General features: G+C 42.0%; 15 protein-coding genes. 11 read left to right on the forward strand and 4 right to left on the reverse strand.

The features are described 5' to 3' along the window. Positions 1-616: 616 nt before the first annotated feature. Positions 617-2,182 (forward strand): outer membrane protein assembly factor BamB family protein, encoded by a 1,566-nt coding sequence (locus NYE58_RS15645; RefSeq protein WP_341002267.1) that lies wholly within the window; start codon positions 617-619, stop codon positions 2,180-2,182. An 81-nt stretch (positions 2,183-2,263) separates the two neighbouring features. Further along, positions 2,264-3,670, forward strand: a complete 1,407-nt coding sequence (locus NYE58_RS15650; protein ID WP_341002268.1) for a GNAT family N-acetyltransferase — start codon at positions 2,264-2,266, stop codon at positions 3,668-3,670. A gap of 53 nt (positions 3,671-3,723) precedes the next feature. On the opposite strand, the gene thyX is transcribed toward NYE58_RS15650, so the two are convergent. Next, positions 3,724-4,389 carry an FAD-dependent thymidylate synthase gene (gene thyX, locus NYE58_RS15655; RefSeq protein ID WP_438357163.1) on the reverse strand — a complete coding sequence of 222 codons (666 nt, stop codon included), beginning with the start codon at positions 4,387-4,389 and terminating at the stop codon, positions 3,724-3,726. A 47-nt stretch (positions 4,390-4,436) separates the two neighbouring features. Beyond that, positions 4,437-4,973 carry a GNAT family N-acetyltransferase gene (locus tag NYE58_RS15660; RefSeq protein ID WP_341002270.1) on the reverse strand — a complete coding sequence of 179 codons (537 nt, stop codon included), beginning with the start codon at positions 4,971-4,973 and terminating at the stop codon, positions 4,437-4,439. Positions 4,974-5,140: 167 nt separating this feature from the next. Here NYE58_RS15660 and NYE58_RS15665 point away from each other — a divergent pair, with 167 nt between their 5' ends. Both NYE58_RS15665 and NYE58_RS15670 read left to right on the forward strand, forming a co-directional pair. Then, complete coding sequence (locus tag NYE58_RS15665) at positions 5,141-6,382, forward strand: stalk domain-containing protein (RefSeq protein ID WP_341002273.1); 1,242 nt, start codon at positions 5,141-5,143, stop codon at positions 6,380-6,382. A gap of 119 nt (positions 6,383-6,501) precedes the next feature. Next, positions 6,502-6,690 carry a hypothetical protein gene (locus tag NYE58_RS15670; RefSeq protein ID WP_036686376.1) on the forward strand — a complete coding sequence of 63 codons (189 nt, stop codon included), beginning with the start codon at positions 6,502-6,504 and terminating at the stop codon, positions 6,688-6,690. Between the two features lie 142 nt (positions 6,691-6,832). On the opposite strand, the gene NYE58_RS15675 is transcribed toward NYE58_RS15670, so the two are convergent. Beyond that, positions 6,833-8,122, reverse strand: a complete 1,290-nt coding sequence (locus tag NYE58_RS15675) for an adenylosuccinate synthase (RefSeq protein ID WP_076217796.1) — start codon at positions 8,120-8,122, stop codon at positions 6,833-6,835. A gap of 115 nt (positions 8,123-8,237) precedes the next feature. Between NYE58_RS15675 and NYE58_RS15680 the strand changes: the two genes are divergently transcribed. From NYE58_RS15680 to NYE58_RS15710, 7 genes are all read left to right on the forward strand, one after another. Then, positions 8,238-9,116 (forward strand): LysR family transcriptional regulator, encoded by an 879-nt coding sequence (locus NYE58_RS15680; RefSeq protein WP_036686616.1) that lies wholly within the window; start codon positions 8,238-8,240, stop codon positions 9,114-9,116. Positions 9,117-9,165: 49 nt separating this feature from the next. Then, entirely contained in the window at positions 9,166-10,407 is a 1,242-nt protein-coding gene (locus NYE58_RS15685) for a molybdopterin-dependent oxidoreductase (RefSeq protein WP_076217795.1), read from the forward strand. A 151-nt stretch (positions 10,408-10,558) separates the two neighbouring features. Continuing rightward, positions 10,559-11,302 carry a hypothetical protein gene (locus NYE58_RS15690; protein WP_076217794.1) on the forward strand — a complete coding sequence of 248 codons (744 nt, stop codon included), beginning with the start codon at positions 10,559-10,561 and terminating at the stop codon, positions 11,300-11,302. A 13-nt stretch (positions 11,303-11,315) separates the two neighbouring features. After that, positions 11,316-13,004, forward strand: a complete 1,689-nt coding sequence (locus tag NYE58_RS15695) for a VWA domain-containing protein (RefSeq protein ID WP_076275815.1) — start codon at positions 11,316-11,318, stop codon at positions 13,002-13,004. A gap of 24 nt (positions 13,005-13,028) precedes the next feature. Continuing rightward, a complete protein-coding gene (locus NYE58_RS15700; protein WP_076126025.1) occupies positions 13,029-14,168 on the forward strand; it encodes a toxic anion resistance protein in 1,140 nt (379 codons plus the stop codon). Between the two features lie 155 nt (positions 14,169-14,323). Then, complete coding sequence (locus tag NYE58_RS15705; protein WP_076217792.1) at positions 14,324-15,046, forward strand: sensor domain-containing protein; 723 nt, start codon at positions 14,324-14,326, stop codon at positions 15,044-15,046. Positions 15,047-15,561: 515 nt separating this feature from the next. After that, entirely contained in the window at positions 15,562-16,953 is a 1,392-nt protein-coding gene (locus tag NYE58_RS15710) for an alpha/beta hydrolase (RefSeq protein WP_076275813.1), read from the forward strand. Between the two features lie 113 nt (positions 16,954-17,066). On the opposite strand, the gene NYE58_RS15715 is transcribed toward NYE58_RS15710, so the two are convergent. Next, complete coding sequence (locus NYE58_RS15715) at positions 17,067-17,795, reverse strand: SDR family oxidoreductase (RefSeq protein ID WP_341002276.1); 729 nt, start codon at positions 17,793-17,795, stop codon at positions 17,067-17,069. Positions 17,796-17,801 lie beyond the last annotated feature (6 nt).

Genomic DNA, 17,801 nt, shown 5'->3' on the forward strand with positions numbered 1-17,801 from the left:
TTCTCGAATCCCTCCAGCCGATGGGTATAAGTGTATTTTGTACAGCTATATTCTTGATTTACAGCCTTAGTGGTGGCTTCTCGTGTTTTTAGTTGTATAAAATGCAGCTAAAGTCAAAATGATTGCATTTGCCTACGAAATAACTGTATAGAATACATTTATTCCATTCCTCAGATTCTCCTGAGATCCGGTGTAATTGAGCTATTGAAGATTGATTAGTGTGATTTTGGGATTGATTAATTTTTAAAATAATTTAGTTAGAACCACATGTGAATAATACTCATGTGGTTTCTTTTATTAGTTATAGCCCACCCCAGTACCCAATGCCGAATGAACCCTTCGTTCAACCATCAACACATCTAACCGATGTTATGGGAAGCAGTTTTTCGCTTTTTACGTTGAATTTTTGATGATGATTCATTAATGTGAGCATATCACACGATATCGCTACGACGAATTCAATGTGTCCAAAGACTCGGGGAAATTCGACCTTAACTGGTCCGGCTCGGATAACTTGTTTGACCAAACCAGCCTAGCTAAGATTTTAATTAGGCTTAAGGGATACAAATTTTCTAGTTTGTATCCCTTAACTTATATAACAAAGGATGGGAAAAATATGGTCGATTATAAAAACAACGAAGGAATAGGCAGTTTTCAACAAGGCAGCTATCGTCCATTAGCCATTCATCCCATTGAGGCTAATTGGACCAGACAATCCCGATTCAGAGCTCCAACATCGCTTTCAGTTTTGAAGCGAGTTGTTGACTCGGGGCGGCCGGATTTTTCATATGGATTAAGCTCGTTTACAGTGGATGAACAAGGGAGAGCCATTTTAGCTGTGGGGCAGGGTGATTTCGAGCTTAATCATCAATACGGCAAACTGTTTCGGGTTTGCTTTGAATCTGACACTGTGGAGCTGCTATTGGAGACTAAGGCATCCCTTATGTCTCCCCTGCTGATCAGCCCAGCCTCCATTTTGGTTGCGACCAATAGCATTCGAGATAATCAGCTCATTTCGGTTGACGAAAACGGCCGGATAAATTGGAAGACCGCAGTGGATGGTGTGCCGTATGGCAGGCCGGTGGTAAACAGCAAAGGGCATATTTACCTGTGTACATATGAAGATGAGTCACAAATTATTGGGAGACTCTATGCTTTTGATGCGGATGGAACCATAAGATGGGTTTACAAGTGCTCGTCCATATTTTGGTGCGATCCGGTTATTTCCCGTGAAGGAATCATATATATTGGTCAAAATGTGAATTCCAAACTTTATGCTTTTAGTCCTGATGGAGAGTTGTTGTGGGAGAAACGGATGGGTCAAGGAGAAGGGCACCGTCCCCCTGTCATAGATCAGGATGGGGTTATGTATGGGTGTCTTTCTAGCCAGTTATATGCCATTGCTCCGGATGGCGAAGTGAAATGGATATACCAACCGGAGGAAAGTTACGTTGACACCAGCCCTTCCCTGGGCGCAGACGGTAATTTATACGTAAATTTGACCGGTGGGGAATTCATTTGTTTAACGCGAGACGGTGAACAGCTATGGAAAGCGGAAACTAAAGGTTTTGCAATAACTCAGCCAATTCTCGGCCGATGCGGCAACGTTATTCAAAGTCGCTTAATGGATAACTCGATTGAAAGCTACTCCGTTGTTGATATTTTTTCCCGAAAAGGAGTGCATTTAGCGGAGACCGCAATCAAAGGTTCCATTCATTCGGTGATTTTGGCAAATGATGAAGTGATTTACGTCCTGTCCTCCTATTGGACGGCTAAGATGGAGCCTAAATGGGAACTTCATTTGCAAAGCTCCATCGGGCAGTCCCAAGGTTGGACAACAGTACTGGGGGAGAAATTCAACTGGGAAACGATTGGTGAAAGCGCCAGATCTTTGTTTAACTTGAAGGAGCTGAAGCAAAGCGGACTCAATCCGATATTATTGAGCAAAAGAAATATTCTTACTGAAAGATCAGATGAGGAATTGTTGACTTCACTTCAGCACGCAGATACTAGTGAAGTGGATATAAGGTGGTACTTGACGGAGAATACGCTGGGGATAAGTGTGCAGATTTCTCATGCTATCGGAGATCATGCTGAGTTTGAAATCAAGTATGACAAACTGAAGTTTAAGCTGAACACTTTTCTTTTTTCAGAAATAATAGAGCCTATCAAATTTCCTTGATTTAATAGAATAATTTACCGATAATGTTAATGGGGGAACCCAAAATCAAATCCGTCATGAAGCAGGAGGCACTATCGGACAATGATGACTTTAATGAACATGGTGCGGGGAACGGAGAACGATCTTCCTGCTAAAGAGATGATTAAGTATTGGAATCATGAGCCTGGAACCTTAAAGATGGTAAGGGCCAGCAGCAATTTTATTTATACCTTTCAGTGGAATGGTAAACGCTTTTATTTAAGGTTTACTCATGAAGAGGATAATTCTGCAGACAATATCCAGGCAGAGCTGGATTTTATGATGTATTTATTAGAACAAGGTTATGAGACCGTCGCTCCTGTGCGTTCTAAGTCTGGTAATTGGATTGAGACGTTGTTAACGGATCACGGGCGATATCACGGGGTAGTTTTTGAACAGGCCCAGGGTGAATATGTTTCACTTGATGAGATGAAGGAACCTCATTTTTATCAATGGGGCCAATCGCTTGCACGTCTGCATAATTTTTCGGAAACCTATGCACCGAGCACACCTTATCGCAAAAGCTGGGTCGATTCATTGAATTTTATTTATTCCGTATTGAGCAGGCATCCTGAGGAGCATAAGGCGCTTAAGGAATATGAGCGGATTGAAGCTTGGCTATCAGAGCTTCCTTTTGGAGTGGGGCATACTGGGCTCGTACATTATGATTTTGAGATGGATAATATCTTTTATATGCAAGAAGAATCCCGCTACAGTGCCATCGATTTTGATGACTCTATGTATCACTGGTTTGCGATGGATATTACATCGGCGTTAAGAGACCTGACGGAATCGGATGATAATGAGAGTAGAAGAAACATTGACCATTTTATTAATGGATATAGATCGGTTAAGCAGCTAGATGATGAGTATATGAAGTTGATACCTGAATTTCAAAGATTTGCAGACTTATACAGTTTTGCTAGATTACTTCGGTGTATGGAGAATACGGATGATTCTATTTTCCCGGATTGGGCGAAACAACTTAAACTGAAATTAGAAAGAGTTTGTGACCGATTACGAACCGGCTTTCAACCACATATAGTGCTGAAGGATATTACTGAAAAAAACTGGTACGCTTGTACTCAATTAGAAGTATCGGATGAGCAAAAGTCTATTTTTCCTGTACCGGTGGTCTATTGGTTAGCAGAAGCAGCTTATTGTGGTATGACCCCGCTCGCTTTATACGCAGATGAAGAATTGGTAGGTTTCTCTGTGTATAGCGTAGATCCTGAGGATGGAAGTTATTGGATTATGGCTTTTATGATTGACCAGAAATATCAGAACAGGGGTTTAGGCAGAACGGGTATGGATACCTTAATTCGTTATATTAAAGCAGAACATCCTTGCGACAAAATCGTTATTGGCCATCGGATCGAGAACGAACGTGCTACGAATTTATATACATCACTCGGGTTCGTTGAAGTCAGTAGGGACGAGTTTGAAGTTATACGAGGGTTGGTAGTGTGAAAAGGGAAAAGCCGCCAAGGGTTTGGCGGCTCTTTTTTATATAAGGAAATAAATTAATCTACAGAACCGGTAGCCAGCAGCTGATCAAAAGAGACAGGGAATAGTGGCTCAATCAGCGATAAAATTGCTTTTGCATACTCCTGAATTTCTTTCTGAGCGTCATGCTCCAGTCTTTGATTTAAAAAATGAGCTACAGATTGAACTGAAGCTGTCCAGTACCAACGAACGAATAATCCATAAGCGGGTAGAAACAGTCTTGCTTGTTCAGCACATATGCCATCTGCTAAAGCTGCTTCATACTTAGATAATCCTAACTCGGTGTATTCTTGAAGCTCACGGGTGTATTTTTCACCAAGCTCCCATGCAATGATGTCACCACTGCCTTGTTTGGAATTCTCTGGTTTGGATCTCCATTCTCCCGCAGCAGGTTGATAAAAAACGGGTTCTTCTGTTATGTATCTTCGGCTGGATTCGTTCCAGGCTTCCAAGCTATCTCCAGTACCTTCGTAATGAGCAGAACCGACTACGTATTTCCACCACTGTCTCGCAACCATTAATGGGGCATAAACCTCAAATTGAGTGATGGCATGGCGGAAAGGAGAGGTATGTCCTTCACGGGCAAGGAATTTTATTAGTTTAATATCCCGATCACTAAGCTCAAAAGATTGTTTTGCATAAGAAACACGCGCAGCGTTAGCAACCGTTAAATCTGAGCCCATATGATCTACTAATCTTACATAACCTTCATTTAAAACTTTGATTGTTGTCAATTTAATGTAGCCTCCTTTTCCAAAGCAGAGTAAATGAGTTCGTCACACCATTGTTGATTGCAAAATCTAGTCTCTCTGAGGATTCCATCCCTAATCATTCCTGCTCTAATCATAACTTTTTCAGATTGAAGATTCTCTGCATTGGCATAGGCAACGACTCTATGGGCATTAAGAGAGCTAAAGGCGTAGCCTATCAGTGTTTTGACGGCTTCTGTCGCATAGCCCATTTTCCAGTATTCCGGCAGTAAGACCCAGCCAATCTCCCACTCTCTGATCTCTTCCCAATTTAACTTTATACTTACGTTGCCTATGGGGGTTCTATTTTGCTTTGTACATACTGCTAGATCATAATGCTCACGCGGATCGCTGGTAGTCTGAGTCAGAATCGAAAGGAAGTTCTCTTTAATTTGTTTTGCATCTGGTGCGGTGTTTTCATATTTGTGAGACAAAGGATTAAGTTCCAGTTCTTCATAAAAAGAAAAATCATTGCTTGTATAATCTCTTAATATCAATCTGTCGGCTATTATTTCCATGAGTTAATACCTCCTAATCCATGATTATAATGGAAGACTCTATAATTATCACGGAGTAAATTCACTAGAAATACAAAAAAATATTTCTGTAAATTTTTCTCTAGTAAAATTGTGGAATTGTGATACAGTAATTAAGGTTTATATATTTAGAGGGGGATGTAAGGAAAATGAAAGCTATTAAATGGAGCATCACTGCAGCATTAGCAGTATCTATGTTGGGTCCAATACATACAGTGAAGGCGGCAGATTCGCGTAACGTCGATTACGATCAAGGTAGTATTTTACGGAGTGCCAGTTCAGTTTCGTCATCATACAATGAAGGCAATCCGCAGGTTGAAGATTTGATTTTTCAGATGGATGCTACCGAAATCACTGTTGGGGACAATGTTCCGGTACAAATCTATGCTAAAGATGCCGATGGCATATCCGAACGCGTTCCATTAGCTCAAGCAAATGTCGTAATTGAAAAACCTTATTTGCTGCAAAAGCAAGCCGATGGCACAATGAAAGCCTTAGCGGTAGGAGAAACGAACGTAACGGTCATTTCAGGATCAGATACCAAAACAATAAAAGTTTCGATCAGTGCGGACCATGATATTGATCAAGGTGCATTTGTTAATGGAACAATGTATTTGCCGGTTCAATCGGTTTTTCAAACGTTGGGAGCAACAGTCCAAGTTAATACAGCAACTAAAATCTTTAGCATTCGCCTAGGAGATTTGCCAATACAGCTTCAACTCGGAAGCGATATTGCAATGGTGAATGGTGCGAAGGTCAAAATGAGTGGTAAAGTGCAAAAGATCGACGGATCTACAGTTTTTCCTGCCACGCTTTTAAAGACTGCACTGTCAGCAGAGTTAATTTGGGATGGAAATTATCAGACGATGGAGATCTACTTCGGCAAAGCAGAGTTGTTCGCCTATACGAAACAAACTGCGCAGATTTTTAAGAAGGAAGAACAAGGAAACCTCGTTAAGTTCATTGGAAAAACATATTGGCTCAATCAATTCGACTCCGATCATAAGTTCCAAAAAGTCACTATTGTAGATATTCTACCTGATTATGAAGGTGAATTCGCCATTTCATTTAAGGTTTTATCAACGGGGCAAATTCTTAACTCTTATACAATGTCGGGGGATGAGTTGATCCGTACATTAGGAAATAAAGAATATTTCTTAACAACGGATCCATTTAAGACCTATAAGTGGTCGGATGCGATTTGGAGTAAGATTAAAAAGAGCATAGTTGCTACTGGGATGACCAAGCAACAAGTGGAGTTTAGTTGGGGTAAGCCTATAAGTAAATCCACATTATCAGGTAGTGGCATTCAAGTGGAGACCTGGCAGTATGGTAATTATAACTATGTTACCTTTACGAACGGTGTTGTCTCCATGATTTATACGAATTAATTCTTCCTAACTTCTGCGTTACTTTAGTCATAGAGCCTGTCTTTGCGACATATCATTTTGGAGAAGCACTTTCAGAATTAAAGTGTTGACTATTGTTGGCCGAAATGAGGGGTTTATTCATGGCAAAGTCAAAACGTGGACATGCACTTTGGAATTTACCATCAAGGGGCAGGGGGACTTGTCCAATCTGTCAGAACACCCGTATTAAGCTGCTTTATCCCAAGAAAAAAACGGATGGAGCAGTCGTTAAGGTCTGTAAACGCTGTGATAAGGCTCCACAGACGAAAGTGGATGCCGTGTTGATTTAAAAAGAGTACACAAAAAGAGGCTGTCTCAAAAGTGGAATTTTCTACGTATGAGGCAGCCCTTCTCATGAATAAAACAAAGAAGCACTTCTCTAATAAGAGAGGCGCTTCTTTTAAATTTTACAGAGATTTAGTACGTATATGATTATTTCGTTATCCGATTAATGACCTGTTCGCGTCTAGGACCCACGGAAATCGTAGTAATACGCGTGCCAATAGAGGTTTCAATAAAATCAATGTAAAGCTTAGCTTGTTCTGGCAGATCTTCGAAGTCGGTGATCTGAGAGATATCGCAGTTCCAGCCAGATAAATGCGTGAATATCGGTTTTGCAGAGTTCAGTTTATTCGTAGCCGGGAACTTGTCGGTGATCTCTCCATTTTCAAGCTCATAAGCCACACAAACTGGAATCTCATCCAAATAACCAAGCACGTCAAGATTAGTCAACACGACTTCAGTGGCACCCTGCATTTGGCAACCGTAACGAGTAGCTACAGCATCAAACCAGCCCATACGTCTAGGACGGCCAGTCGTAGCCCCGAATTCCCCGGCATCGCCACCTCTTGTACGAAGTTCATCCGCAACGGGCCCTTCTAATTCCGTAACAAAAGGTCCAGCGCCGACACAACTGGAATAGGCCTTGGTCACAGCGATGACATTCGTGATAGCTGCTGCAGGAAGACCGGCACCGACAGGTGCAAACCCGGCAAGTGTTGAAGAGGAGGTGGAGTAAGGATAAATACCGTGATCAGGATCACGCAGAGCCCCAAGCTGACCTTCAAGTAAGATAGTCTCCCCCTTAGCATAAGCCTCTTGCAGCAAGTCTGTTGTATTGGCTACATAAGGCGCTAGCTGTGCAGCTTCTTCTTGCAGCTGAATCATTAATTCCGAGATTTGGATCGGCGCTTTCTTATATAAATGCTCAAGTAAAATATTTTTGGAAGCGAGTAATTGTTCAAGACGTTTCTCAAGTCGGGCGGTATCAAATAAATCCGCTGCCTGTATGCCTAGCTTTGCATATTTATCTGCGTAAAATGGTGCGATTCCCCGTTTTGTTGAACCGAATCCTTGAGATCCCAGACGTTCCTCTTCTAGTTCATCAAACAAACGATGGATTGGAAGCACGATTTGCGCCCGTTCGGATACGAATAATCTAGGCTTTGGCACACCTCTATCCGTTAAAGCTTTCAATTCTTTTATTAATACTTCTGTATCAAGTGCTGTTCCGGGTCCAATAATGTTTGTAACGGAAGGATAAAATACCCCAGATGGCAGCATATGCAATGAAAATTTTCCATATTGGTTTATGATGGTATGCCCAGCATTACTACCACCTTGAAAACGAACGACAAAGGAAGATTGTGCAGCTAGCACATCCGTCATTTTTCCTTTTCCTTCGTCGCCCCAGTTTGCTCCTACAATTGCAATTACGGTCACGCGTTTTCGCCTCCCAAGCTTGTTTTTGGCTACAGGACTAAGTATAATGCTAGTTAAATCATTAGAAAAATTGATATAAGTTATATCTATTATAAGGTGGAGTAATGACGTGGGGATGGACATTAATTTGGAGTGGTATCGCTCTTTTTATTGGGTAGCGAATACTGGGAGTTTAACTGCTGCGGCAGAACGACTCAATATTACACAACCGGCAGTAAGTCACACGATTAAACAATTGGAAGAAAAAATGGGCGGCCCGTTATTTTTTCGCACTTCTCGCGGGGTCGATCTAACAACAGAAGGAAAAGTACTGCTAAGCTTTATTGAGCAAGCCTTTCATCATGTAGACATGGGCGAAAGAGCGATCGCAGATATGAACAATCTGAACAGCGGCGAGATTCATATCGGAGCAAGTGACACCTTATGCAAATATTATCTGTTACCTTTTTTGGAGCAATTTCATGAACAATTTCCCAATATCCGCATTCATATTACGAATCGTACGACACCAGAAACACTTACGCTTTTAAAAGAAGGGAAAATTGATTTTGGTATCGTCAGCTTGCCGACATCTGATAAACAGATTGATTTTCGCAAAAGTACTCAGCTTCAAGATTGCCTGGTAGGGGGCAAAGGTTTTCGTCATTTGGCGGACAAGACCATGCCGCTTGCAGACATTCAGCAGTATCCGTTGTTATGCTTAGAAGCGGGTGGCAGCACCAGAAAGTATATGGATCAGTTTTTAGCTTCTAATCATCTGACGATTACACCTGAATTTGAACTGGGAAGTGTGGATTTGCTTGTTCAGTTTGCGAAACGTGGTTTTGGCCTTGCTTTTGTTATTCGTGATTACGTAACCGAAGAATTGAAGAAAGGTGAGCTTGTCGAGATTCCTCTGGACCCACCTTTGCCAGAACGTAACATAGGAATTGCTACCCTGCGTGGAGTTCCTCTTACAGCTGCTTCAAAGTCTTTTCTAACATTATTAGAGTAGAATCAGGAAAGAGCTACTAGAGCATAAATAGTGAAGAGGAGGAAAGGTAATGAATCCTTTACTGGCTCGGCTGCGAAAGGGATACGGGAAAAAGCTTCGGGCGCTTCATACCTGGAATGGCTGGCTGGTTGTGTTGCTCACACTCACAGGACTTGTGCTTGTAGGTGGCTTCTGGCGTGGCTTCTTAGGGGAAGGCAGAGTATGGATCAAAGGGCTTCATATCGTGGTCGGTGTCGCTTCGATTATTCCGGTTATTTATTATTTGCTGCTGGCAGGGAAACATTGGAAACAACTGAAGGAGCGGCCTTGGCAACGTTTTAATGTAATCGTTGTACTTTCATTGCTGCTCGGCTGGTTCGTTTCAGGAGTGCTACTCTGGCAATTCCGCGTGGTGGGTCCACATGTATCGAACGTTGCTCTGATCGTCCATGACTTATTGACCTGGATAGGCCTTCCTTATATTATTTATCATTCTTTGACTCGGGTAAAATGGCTTAAAGAACCGAGCCGGCGGATAGTGAAAAGCGGCATTGAGACAGGCAGCCCTTCGAATCATCGGGAACCCCCGCAGCCGGTTTATACACGTAGAGCTTTCATACGCGGATCGATTGGTGTTGGGCTTGCGGTCACTATAGGTCCATCGTTTATAAAATGGCTCGGCAGTTCAATTGGAAATATTGGGGGCAGCGAAACAATTGATAAGCTGATCGAAAGTGATCGTAATCAGTTGTTGCCTGCACCCCAGCCACTGGCGGCATCCTCACCCCCTCTCGGAGGAGGGGCGCAAGGACAATTCCGTGTTTACACAGTCACTCCGATTCCAGAGTTTACGAACAACAATTGGTCTTTTACGATAGATGGGCTTGTGGAGCAGAATTTCAAGTGGAACTGGGAACAGTTCGTAAAACTTAAGCGGACCGTTCAGGTGAGTGATTTTCACTGCGTGACGGGCTGGTCAGTCTATAAGAATACCTGGGAAGGAATCAAGCTAAAAGATCTTTTGAGTCAGGCCGGTGTGAAGCCCACAGCTAAGACTGTGAAATTCTATTCGGGTGATGGTGTATACACGGATACGCTCACATTGGAACAAGCCGACATGGATGATGTGCTGGTCGCGGTAATGCATGATGGAAAGCCGATTCCTAGCGATCTCGGCGGTCCTGTACGGTTAATCGTTCCGAAGATGTTCGCATACAAGTCTGTGAAGTGGCTGAACCGGATTGAGCTGATCGAAGGCGATCATACGGGATATTGGGAGCAACGCGGGTATTCAAATGATGCGTGGGTATAAAATAGGGATCGTTAACCTTAATGGGCTTATTGCCTGTTAAGGTTTTTTTGTTGATTAATTCCTTATTTTTTTAGCATATAGCAAATGAAGAGACGTAATAACAGAAATTGCTCCATACAATAGAAGTGACTGGATGCAGGAGGTGGTTGTGATGAACGGGGTTAGAGCCATAAAGCTGTTGGGACTTATTCTCGGTGTGGTACTACTGAACATTATCGTGTTGTCACCAGGTTTATTAGGGGTGGAAATCGGAGGAACCAGTGTATTTGAAATAGCTTTAGGTGTGACATTGTTGTTTGTTAGTCTACTTGTTGTTCTTTATGGAAGTTATATTTTATTGTTTAAACCTTCATCTATCCCTGCTGTGAAAACACTGAAATCTTATGAGGATTATATAGCCGCGCTTACTCAATACAAAAATGTCAAAGTGCTGAAAAAAGACATTGCGCTTGCTCTAGATCAGATATCCCGGATGGAAAAGAAGAGAAGTACCTTGTTAGATGTTTTAGGTCAGAGATTCGAATCCACTGAACTTAGCTTCAAAAAATTTAATGCTGTCAGTTATGAAGTAGCAAAGCTTTTTTACCTGAACATTCGAGGGATTCTGAATAAACTCAGTGTATTTGATGCCTCAGAGTTCACCCTTTTCTCCAGCCAGCATAGACCCTCGCAGTTCTCAGATAAACTGGTGCAAAAAAAGACAGCTTTGTACAATGAATATTTAGCCTACGTAACAGGGTATCTTGGGGCAAATGAAGAGATTCTGCTGAAGCTGGATAAGCTGCTGCTGGAAATATCGCTACTTGACAGTACAGATTATACAGATGTTGAAGAGATGCCTTGTATGAAGGAAATCGATGAGCTGATCAAGCAGACGAAATTCTATAAGCAATGAAGGGGAGATGTGTATGGCTAATAAAGGAAAAACAGTAGCAGTTTTAGGGACCATTACGGTGGTAGTTTTTGCTCTCGTGTATTTTGGAATCACCTTGACTTCTAATATAGGAAAAACCAAAACCCAGATTTCTTCCGAAGATGCGGGGAAGCAGCTTGAGAAGCTATATAAGAACATAAACGTGACCACTGCTGAGCAAATCAAAGGCCAGATTGATCTGGACCCTGTCGCGATTGGGGATTCACTACCAGATATCTCAAAGTTTCCTGTATCCGTAGACAATACAACAGATAGCTTTGTAGAGATATTTTCTTCTACAGAGAAATCAGGAACGGGTAATGATGGTTGGCTAAATGAAGTTGCTACAGATTTTAACAACTCTAATATTGAGGTGAACGGGAGTCATGTTTCTGTGAAAATCCGTAATATTGCTTCAGGTACAGCGACAGATTACATAAGATCTGGGAAGTATGTGCCAGATGCCTTTACCCCTTCAAATGAGCTGTGGGGCGAAATGGTAAAAGCAAACGGGATGAACACTCAGCTAATCACTAAACGTCTTGTAGGTAATGTAGCTGGTATTGTTACCAGTAAGGCGAAATATGATGAACTAATAGAGAAATACGGTTCTTTAAACGTCAAGACGGTTACAGATGCCATAGCAAATAATGAATTATCAATGGGCTATACCGACCCTTTTGCCAGTTCTACGGGTTTAAACTTTCTGGTAACAGCGCTTGGGACGTTTGGCGGTTCAGACTTACTTGGAGAGCAAGCGGTGCAGGGCTTTGAGAAATTCCAAGCAAATGTTCCCTTTATTGCCTCAACCACTTTACAGATGCGAGAGGCTGCAAAAACCGGTAAGCTTGATGCTTTTGTCTTAGAATACCAGATCTTTATGAATGCAACAGATTTGAAAGGGGGGTATGTATTCACTCCTTTTGGTGTAAGACATGACAGCCCGCTTTATGCTTTGGGTGATCTTCCTCAGGAAAAACTCGATATTATTAAGAAGTTTGCTGAGTTTGTTGAACAGGATAAATACCAGGAGCTGGGTGAGAAAAAAGGCTTCAATGGTCTTAATGATTACCAATCAGAGCTTAGTACAGTGGATGGCAGTCTCATATCCTCAGCTCAGAAGCTGTGGAAAGAGAAGAAAAATGGCAATAAACCTATCGCCGCAGTATTTGTGGCAGATGTCTCAGGAAGTATGAACGGGGAACCCTTGAACCGCTTAAAGCAATCTTTATTAACAGGCCAGAAGTACTTGGGCAAGGATAACAGCATTGGTTTTGTCTCTTACTCTGATAACGTTACAATCAATCTTCCAATTGGAAAATATGACACGAACCAGCAGTCCATGTTTGTTGGTGCGATTGATAGTCTTCAAGCAAATGGGGGGACGGCTACTTTTGACGGGATCGCGGTAGCCATCCATATGCTTCAAACGGAATTACAGCTAAATCCGGATTTGAAGCCGTTGATCTTTGTATTAAGTGATGGAGAGACCAATGAAGGGCATTCCTTGAATGATATCAGAGGTCTTATTGAGACCTACAAAATCCCGATTTACACGATTGGCTACAATGCGAATATCAAGGCGCTTGAGAGTATTTCGAGTATAAATGAAGCGGCCAACATCAATGCAGATACAGATGATGTAGTCTATAAAATCGGCAACCTGCTCAATGTTCAAATGTAAGCTATTTTTTATAGGAGGGGTTCTATGTCGTTTACTATGGAAGTCGTAAGTCAGGAAAAGCTGAAATCAGTAATTGAAGAGCAGGTCAAACCTGAGCCTGAGGAAGTATCACAACTGAAAGCACTGGCAGTAAACAATGTCTCCGCCATTCTGGATCTGAATTTAGAGTCACTGGATAAGCGGAAAGCGGTGCTGCAATCCATTGATAGCTTCGGTATGGAAACGATGAGATCCTCTTCGGACAAAAACTCCCTGTTGCAGGTTTCAGTGGGGAATTTATCAAAGACAGGGGATGAAGGCGGCCAAGTAGCAAAAGGTTTGACGGAGCTTAATCTCCAGCTGAAGGATTTGGATCCCAGTGCAGTAGATTTTGCCAAGACGGGTTTTCTTGGGAAGTTCTTTAATCCATTACGTAGTTATTTTGCTAAATATCAAAAGGCGGATGCTGTCATTTCAGATATTATAATTTCTTTAGACAAGGGTAAGACCGTTTTGAAGAACGATAATACTACGCTGGAATTTGAGCAACAGGCACTTCGGGAACTTACAAAAAAGCTGCAAAAAGAAATTCAGCTCGGCATGCTGATGGATCAGGAAATAGAGACGCAACTGGAAGCGGCTAAGCTGCGTGATGAGGATGAGGAGAAAGTTCGGTTCATTACAGAAGAAGTGCTTTTTCCGTTGCGGCAGCGTGTCATGGATTTGCAACAGATGCTTGTAGTGAATCAACAAGGAATTATGGCCATAGAGGTGGTTATTCGAAATAATAAAGAGCTGATCAGAGGGGTGGACAGAGCTAGAAATGTTACCGTGTCTGCCTTGAAAATATCGGTTACGGTAGCTAGTGCGCTGTATAATCAACGAATTGTTTTGAAAAAGATCGAACTTTTAAATCAAACCACCGATAGCCTGATCAGCGGTACCTCAAAAATGTTGAAAAACCAAGGGGCGGAAATCCATAAACAGTCGTTAGAATCAAGTATTTCAGTGGATACATTAAAGCAAGCTTTTACAGATGTGCTATCCGCTCTCGATTCCATCAGTACTTATAAGCAGGAAGCTCTCCCCAAAATGCGTGAAACCATTAATCAGTTCAGAGAGCTGGCAGATAATGGAGAACAGCAGATTGTGCGGCTGGAAAAGGGAAATAAGTTGGGGTTGTAGCCTAGCAAAATCATAAATCTGGTTAATTATGCGCTTTGAAGCAACAAATCCTAGCCTTTAGTCTGGTATGACTCCAGCCCCAAGACTGTTTTGAGCCTTCTTTTTCCCACGTATAATGAGATTAATTGAATAACGTGAGAGAAAGGACAATAGAAATGAATGATAAGTTATACACTATGCCGATGGGAGCTCTTGATTCCATGCATATTCCAGCAGAATCACAACCCCAATCCAAAACGCGCAAACGTGGAGCAAGTCCAAAGACATATCGGAGTATTTTATACTTCTTAATCTCTTTGCCGCTTACGATTGTATATTTCGTGTTTATGGTGACAGGGCTGACGTTATCCATTGCGTTAACCCCAATATTTATCGGAATTCCTTTGTTTTTTGCAGTAGCTAAGGGATTGGATTACATCGTACAATTTGAGCAAGAGCTGGTCAGATCATTGTTAGATATTCCTAGACCTAGTGAAGAGGCCAGATCGGATATGCAGCTAGAGGGAGCGGGCTTCCTGCAACGAATGAAGTTAGGTTTTCATGGAGCGAAGTTTGCCCGTAACGTCATGCTGATTATGGGTCGATTCGTATCCAGCATTATTTTCTTTTCAATAACAGTAACTGTAGTAGCGGCTGCACTGGGCCTGATTACACTACCTGTGCTGCACCAGATTTTCTTGCAAACCATGGATTTGAACATTTTAGAGAATAGTGTGTTTGCTTTGTTCCAGATCGACTGGACATTATCCCAACAATATATCTCCTATGTAGTAGCTGGATTTGTTGTTGCCTTGTTAGCAAGTTGGGTAATTCGTATGCTTATGGATGTGCAACGTAGAATGCTGTTCGTATCCTACGAGGAAAGACAACAGTACTAATTGGAAAGAAGAGATTGTCTCCAAACAACCCTTACTGAATCTGAATAAAACACCAGACAATGATCCTTCAGTTCGTGGAGAATCACTGTCTGGTGTTTTTGGTCTGCGGGGAGGTTTGCTTTTGCAAATGATGAGCTAGTGGAGGCTGCCTGATTGCTTCATTGATTTTTTTTAGTGTCGGTTACTGGTGATGGATGTTGATGGAATGTGCGAAATAGCTGTACTTTGTGCAGTTATTTCGAGTGCCAAAAGAATAATCATGACTTTAACTGCACTTTATACAACTAAAAACTAGAGAATCCACTTATAAGGGAGTAATTTCAGAAAATAGCTGCATGAAATACACTTATATCCAGTGATCGAGCGATCTATTGGATTATAGTTGTATGAAATACAATTAAACTTGAGCGCTTTATAACGCTCCCCCAACTTGTGAAAAAATGTTCATAATCCCATATAAATCCTGTATAATGAGAGTTGTGAAAACGTTTGAACAAAAAATCAGGAGGGGTTCTATGCATTCAAATGGATTATTTAGATGGAGCTTTTTGGGGTTTGCAGTATTAGTTTTGTTAGCGCTTTCGGGATGTTCCAGTAACGAAAATGTAAATGAAAAAGTTGCTACATCACCAACCCCCAATCCAACGATAAGCAATACTTCTAATGCATCGGAGAACCCAACCAATGTGGGGGCGGCAAAAGGTACTGTGCACATAGAAAATATAGGTGAGCGGAGAATATTTGTTTATTTACCTGCAGGGTATGAAGCTGACAGTGAGCGTTATCCTGTTGTGTATATGCACGATGGGCAGAATATTTTCAATACAAATACCAGCTCTTTAGGCAAAGAATGGAGAGTTGAGGAGATTATTGATCAGCTCGTTGCTGATGGAACCATGGAGAAGGTTATCGTGATAGGAGTCGCTTCAAGTGATGGATCAGAACGGGGAATGGAGTATGTTCCATTTCCGGACGAGTCTATTCCTTCGGATGGAGCGAGTGCAGCCGAATTTACCCAATATTTTATCAATACAGTTATTCCCTATGTGGATGGCGCTTACCGGACCATTCCCGATCGGGATCACCGGATGATAATGGGATCGTCATTCGGTGCTATTCAGGCTTTATGGATGGGGTATCAGCACCCGGAGACCTTCTCAGCGATAGGGGCTTTATCCCCTGCCACTTGGGTAAGCAATGGGAGTATATTGGATGAGTTGGCGAAAGAGTCCGGGAAGCCTGCATTGAAGATTTGGCTCGACATGGGTGTAACCGAAGGAATGCCAATTGATCCGCTTGTGAATGTGTTAAAGTCGAAGGGATTTGTATCAGGTAAGGACCTATTCTTTCAGATGGACCCTTTGGGTACACATGAAGAGAAGTCATGGAATAGACGTGTACATAGTCCATTGATAATGTTTGCCGGGAAAGAGGCTGGACAAACGATCAAGCATGAAGTAAGTGACTATCTGACATTAATCGGACCAGAAGCTATCGATATACGTCTTAATTTACTAGTCACTATGGATAATGAGATGGATTTTACAATCCTTGACGGAGTTGAATATCAAGTGTTGAATCCTGAAGTAGGGCAGGTAGACAAGGCAGGTAAGGTGAGCTTCCTGAAGCCGGAATCCTTGAAAGTAAATGTTTCATTTCAAGGTGTTACTGAAGAACATTTGGTTAACTATGAGCATTATGTAAAGGTATTTAAAGTTTATGTGAAATCTCTTGATGTTGACGAGAACGGTGATGAGTTCTCCATTAATCTGAAGGCCTCTGCTCGAAAAATAAATTCAACTCCTGAGTATATCTCAGCGTTAGTGAGCGCTGCTGAAAAAATCGGTATATATAAAATTAAGGAGACTCAGGAGGATGTAATTCGTATAATCTTTACTACGAAGTAGTCATGGAAATTCATATTCCCTGGCTGATAATCAGGGAATTCCACCCTGATTCTTTCAACTAAAAGAAGCTGAGTCAATAAGTAGCGGTTCCAACTTATTGACTCAGCTGTTTTTTATCGCAAAATATATCCCCCATCCGGAAATAAAGTACTTCCTGTTGTATAGCTATTGGTCATCAAATAAATGGTTGTATGTGCTGCTTCGCCGGCATGACCCACCCTGCCAAGGATATTGATATTCGTATATTCGTCGTAAGCCTTGTCTCTAGTTTCCTGTTCTGCGCCTTCCCAATTAAAGTTGGTATGAATGGTTCCAGGGGAGATGACATTTACCCGAATCGGAGCCAATTCTACTGCTAATGCTTTTCCCAGACTTTCAATCGCGCCGTTACAAGCTGCATAGGAGGCACCGTCTGCAAGTGGACGTTGGCTGAATGCGCCGGACATAAGAACAATGGAGCCTGTAGGGTTGATAAAAGGGATGGCATGCTTTACAGCATGATATTGCGGCCAGAACTTTGCATTAAAGCAACTGTGTGCAATCTCCAAGCTAGAAGTAATCGGTCCTCTAACATAGGAGGCTCCCGGAGTGAACAAATGGTCAAAAACGCCGATTTTTTCAAAGAAATCCTTCAAGTCCTGTTCATTTTGATTATCTAGTGAATGAATTTCAACAGAATCGAATCCCAGAAGGTGTTGAGCTTTCTCTAATTTATCTTGTGAACGCCCAGCGATTATGACAGCTGCACCTTGTTCAACCGCTTGTTTGGCAGTTGCAAGCCCTATTCCGGAGCTTCCTCCGATAATGACGATGCGCTGGTTTTTTAATGAAATAGTGGACATATTTAT

Origin of the sequence: Paenibacillus sp. FSL L8-0708, assembly GCF_038009325.1 — a bacterium.
Classification (GTDB): Bacteria; Bacillota; Bacilli; order Paenibacillales; family Paenibacillaceae; genus Paenibacillus_AQ; species Paenibacillus_AQ odorifer.

Coding starts and splice junctions, on each gene's coding strand:
- NYE58_RS15645 (WP_341002267.1), top strand. CDS start 617: ATGGTCGATTATAAAAACAACGAAGGAATAGGCAGTTTTCAACAAGGC.
- NYE58_RS15650 (WP_341002268.1), top strand. CDS start 2,264: ATGATGACTTTAATGAACATGGTGCGGGGAACGGAGAACGATCTTCCT.
- thyX (WP_438357163.1), bottom strand. CDS start 4,389: ATGGGCTCAGATTTAACGGTTGCTAACGCTGCGCGTGTTTCTTATGCA.
- NYE58_RS15660 (WP_341002270.1), bottom strand. CDS start 4,973: ATGGAAATAATAGCCGACAGATTGATATTAAGAGATTATACAAGCAAT.
- NYE58_RS15665 (WP_341002273.1), top strand. CDS start 5,141: ATGAAAGCTATTAAATGGAGCATCACTGCAGCATTAGCAGTATCTATG.
- NYE58_RS15670 (WP_036686376.1), top strand. CDS start 6,502: ATGGCAAAGTCAAAACGTGGACATGCACTTTGGAATTTACCATCAAGG.
- NYE58_RS15680 (WP_036686616.1), top strand. CDS start 8,238: ATGGACATTAATTTGGAGTGGTATCGCTCTTTTTATTGGGTAGCGAAT.
- NYE58_RS15685 (WP_076217795.1), top strand. CDS start 9,166: ATGAATCCTTTACTGGCTCGGCTGCGAAAGGGATACGGGAAAAAGCTT.
- NYE58_RS15690 (WP_076217794.1), top strand. CDS start 10,559: ATGAACGGGGTTAGAGCCATAAAGCTGTTGGGACTTATTCTCGGTGTG.
- NYE58_RS15695 (WP_076275815.1), top strand. CDS start 11,316: ATGGCTAATAAAGGAAAAACAGTAGCAGTTTTAGGGACCATTACGGTG.
- NYE58_RS15700 (WP_076126025.1), top strand. CDS start 13,029: ATGTCGTTTACTATGGAAGTCGTAAGTCAGGAAAAGCTGAAATCAGTA.
- NYE58_RS15705 (WP_076217792.1), top strand. CDS start 14,324: ATGAATGATAAGTTATACACTATGCCGATGGGAGCTCTTGATTCCATG.
- NYE58_RS15710 (WP_076275813.1), top strand. CDS start 15,562: ATGCATTCAAATGGATTATTTAGATGGAGCTTTTTGGGGTTTGCAGTA.
- NYE58_RS15715 (WP_341002276.1), bottom strand. CDS start 17,795: ATGTCCACTATTTCATTAAAAAACCAGCGCATCGTCATTATCGGAGGA.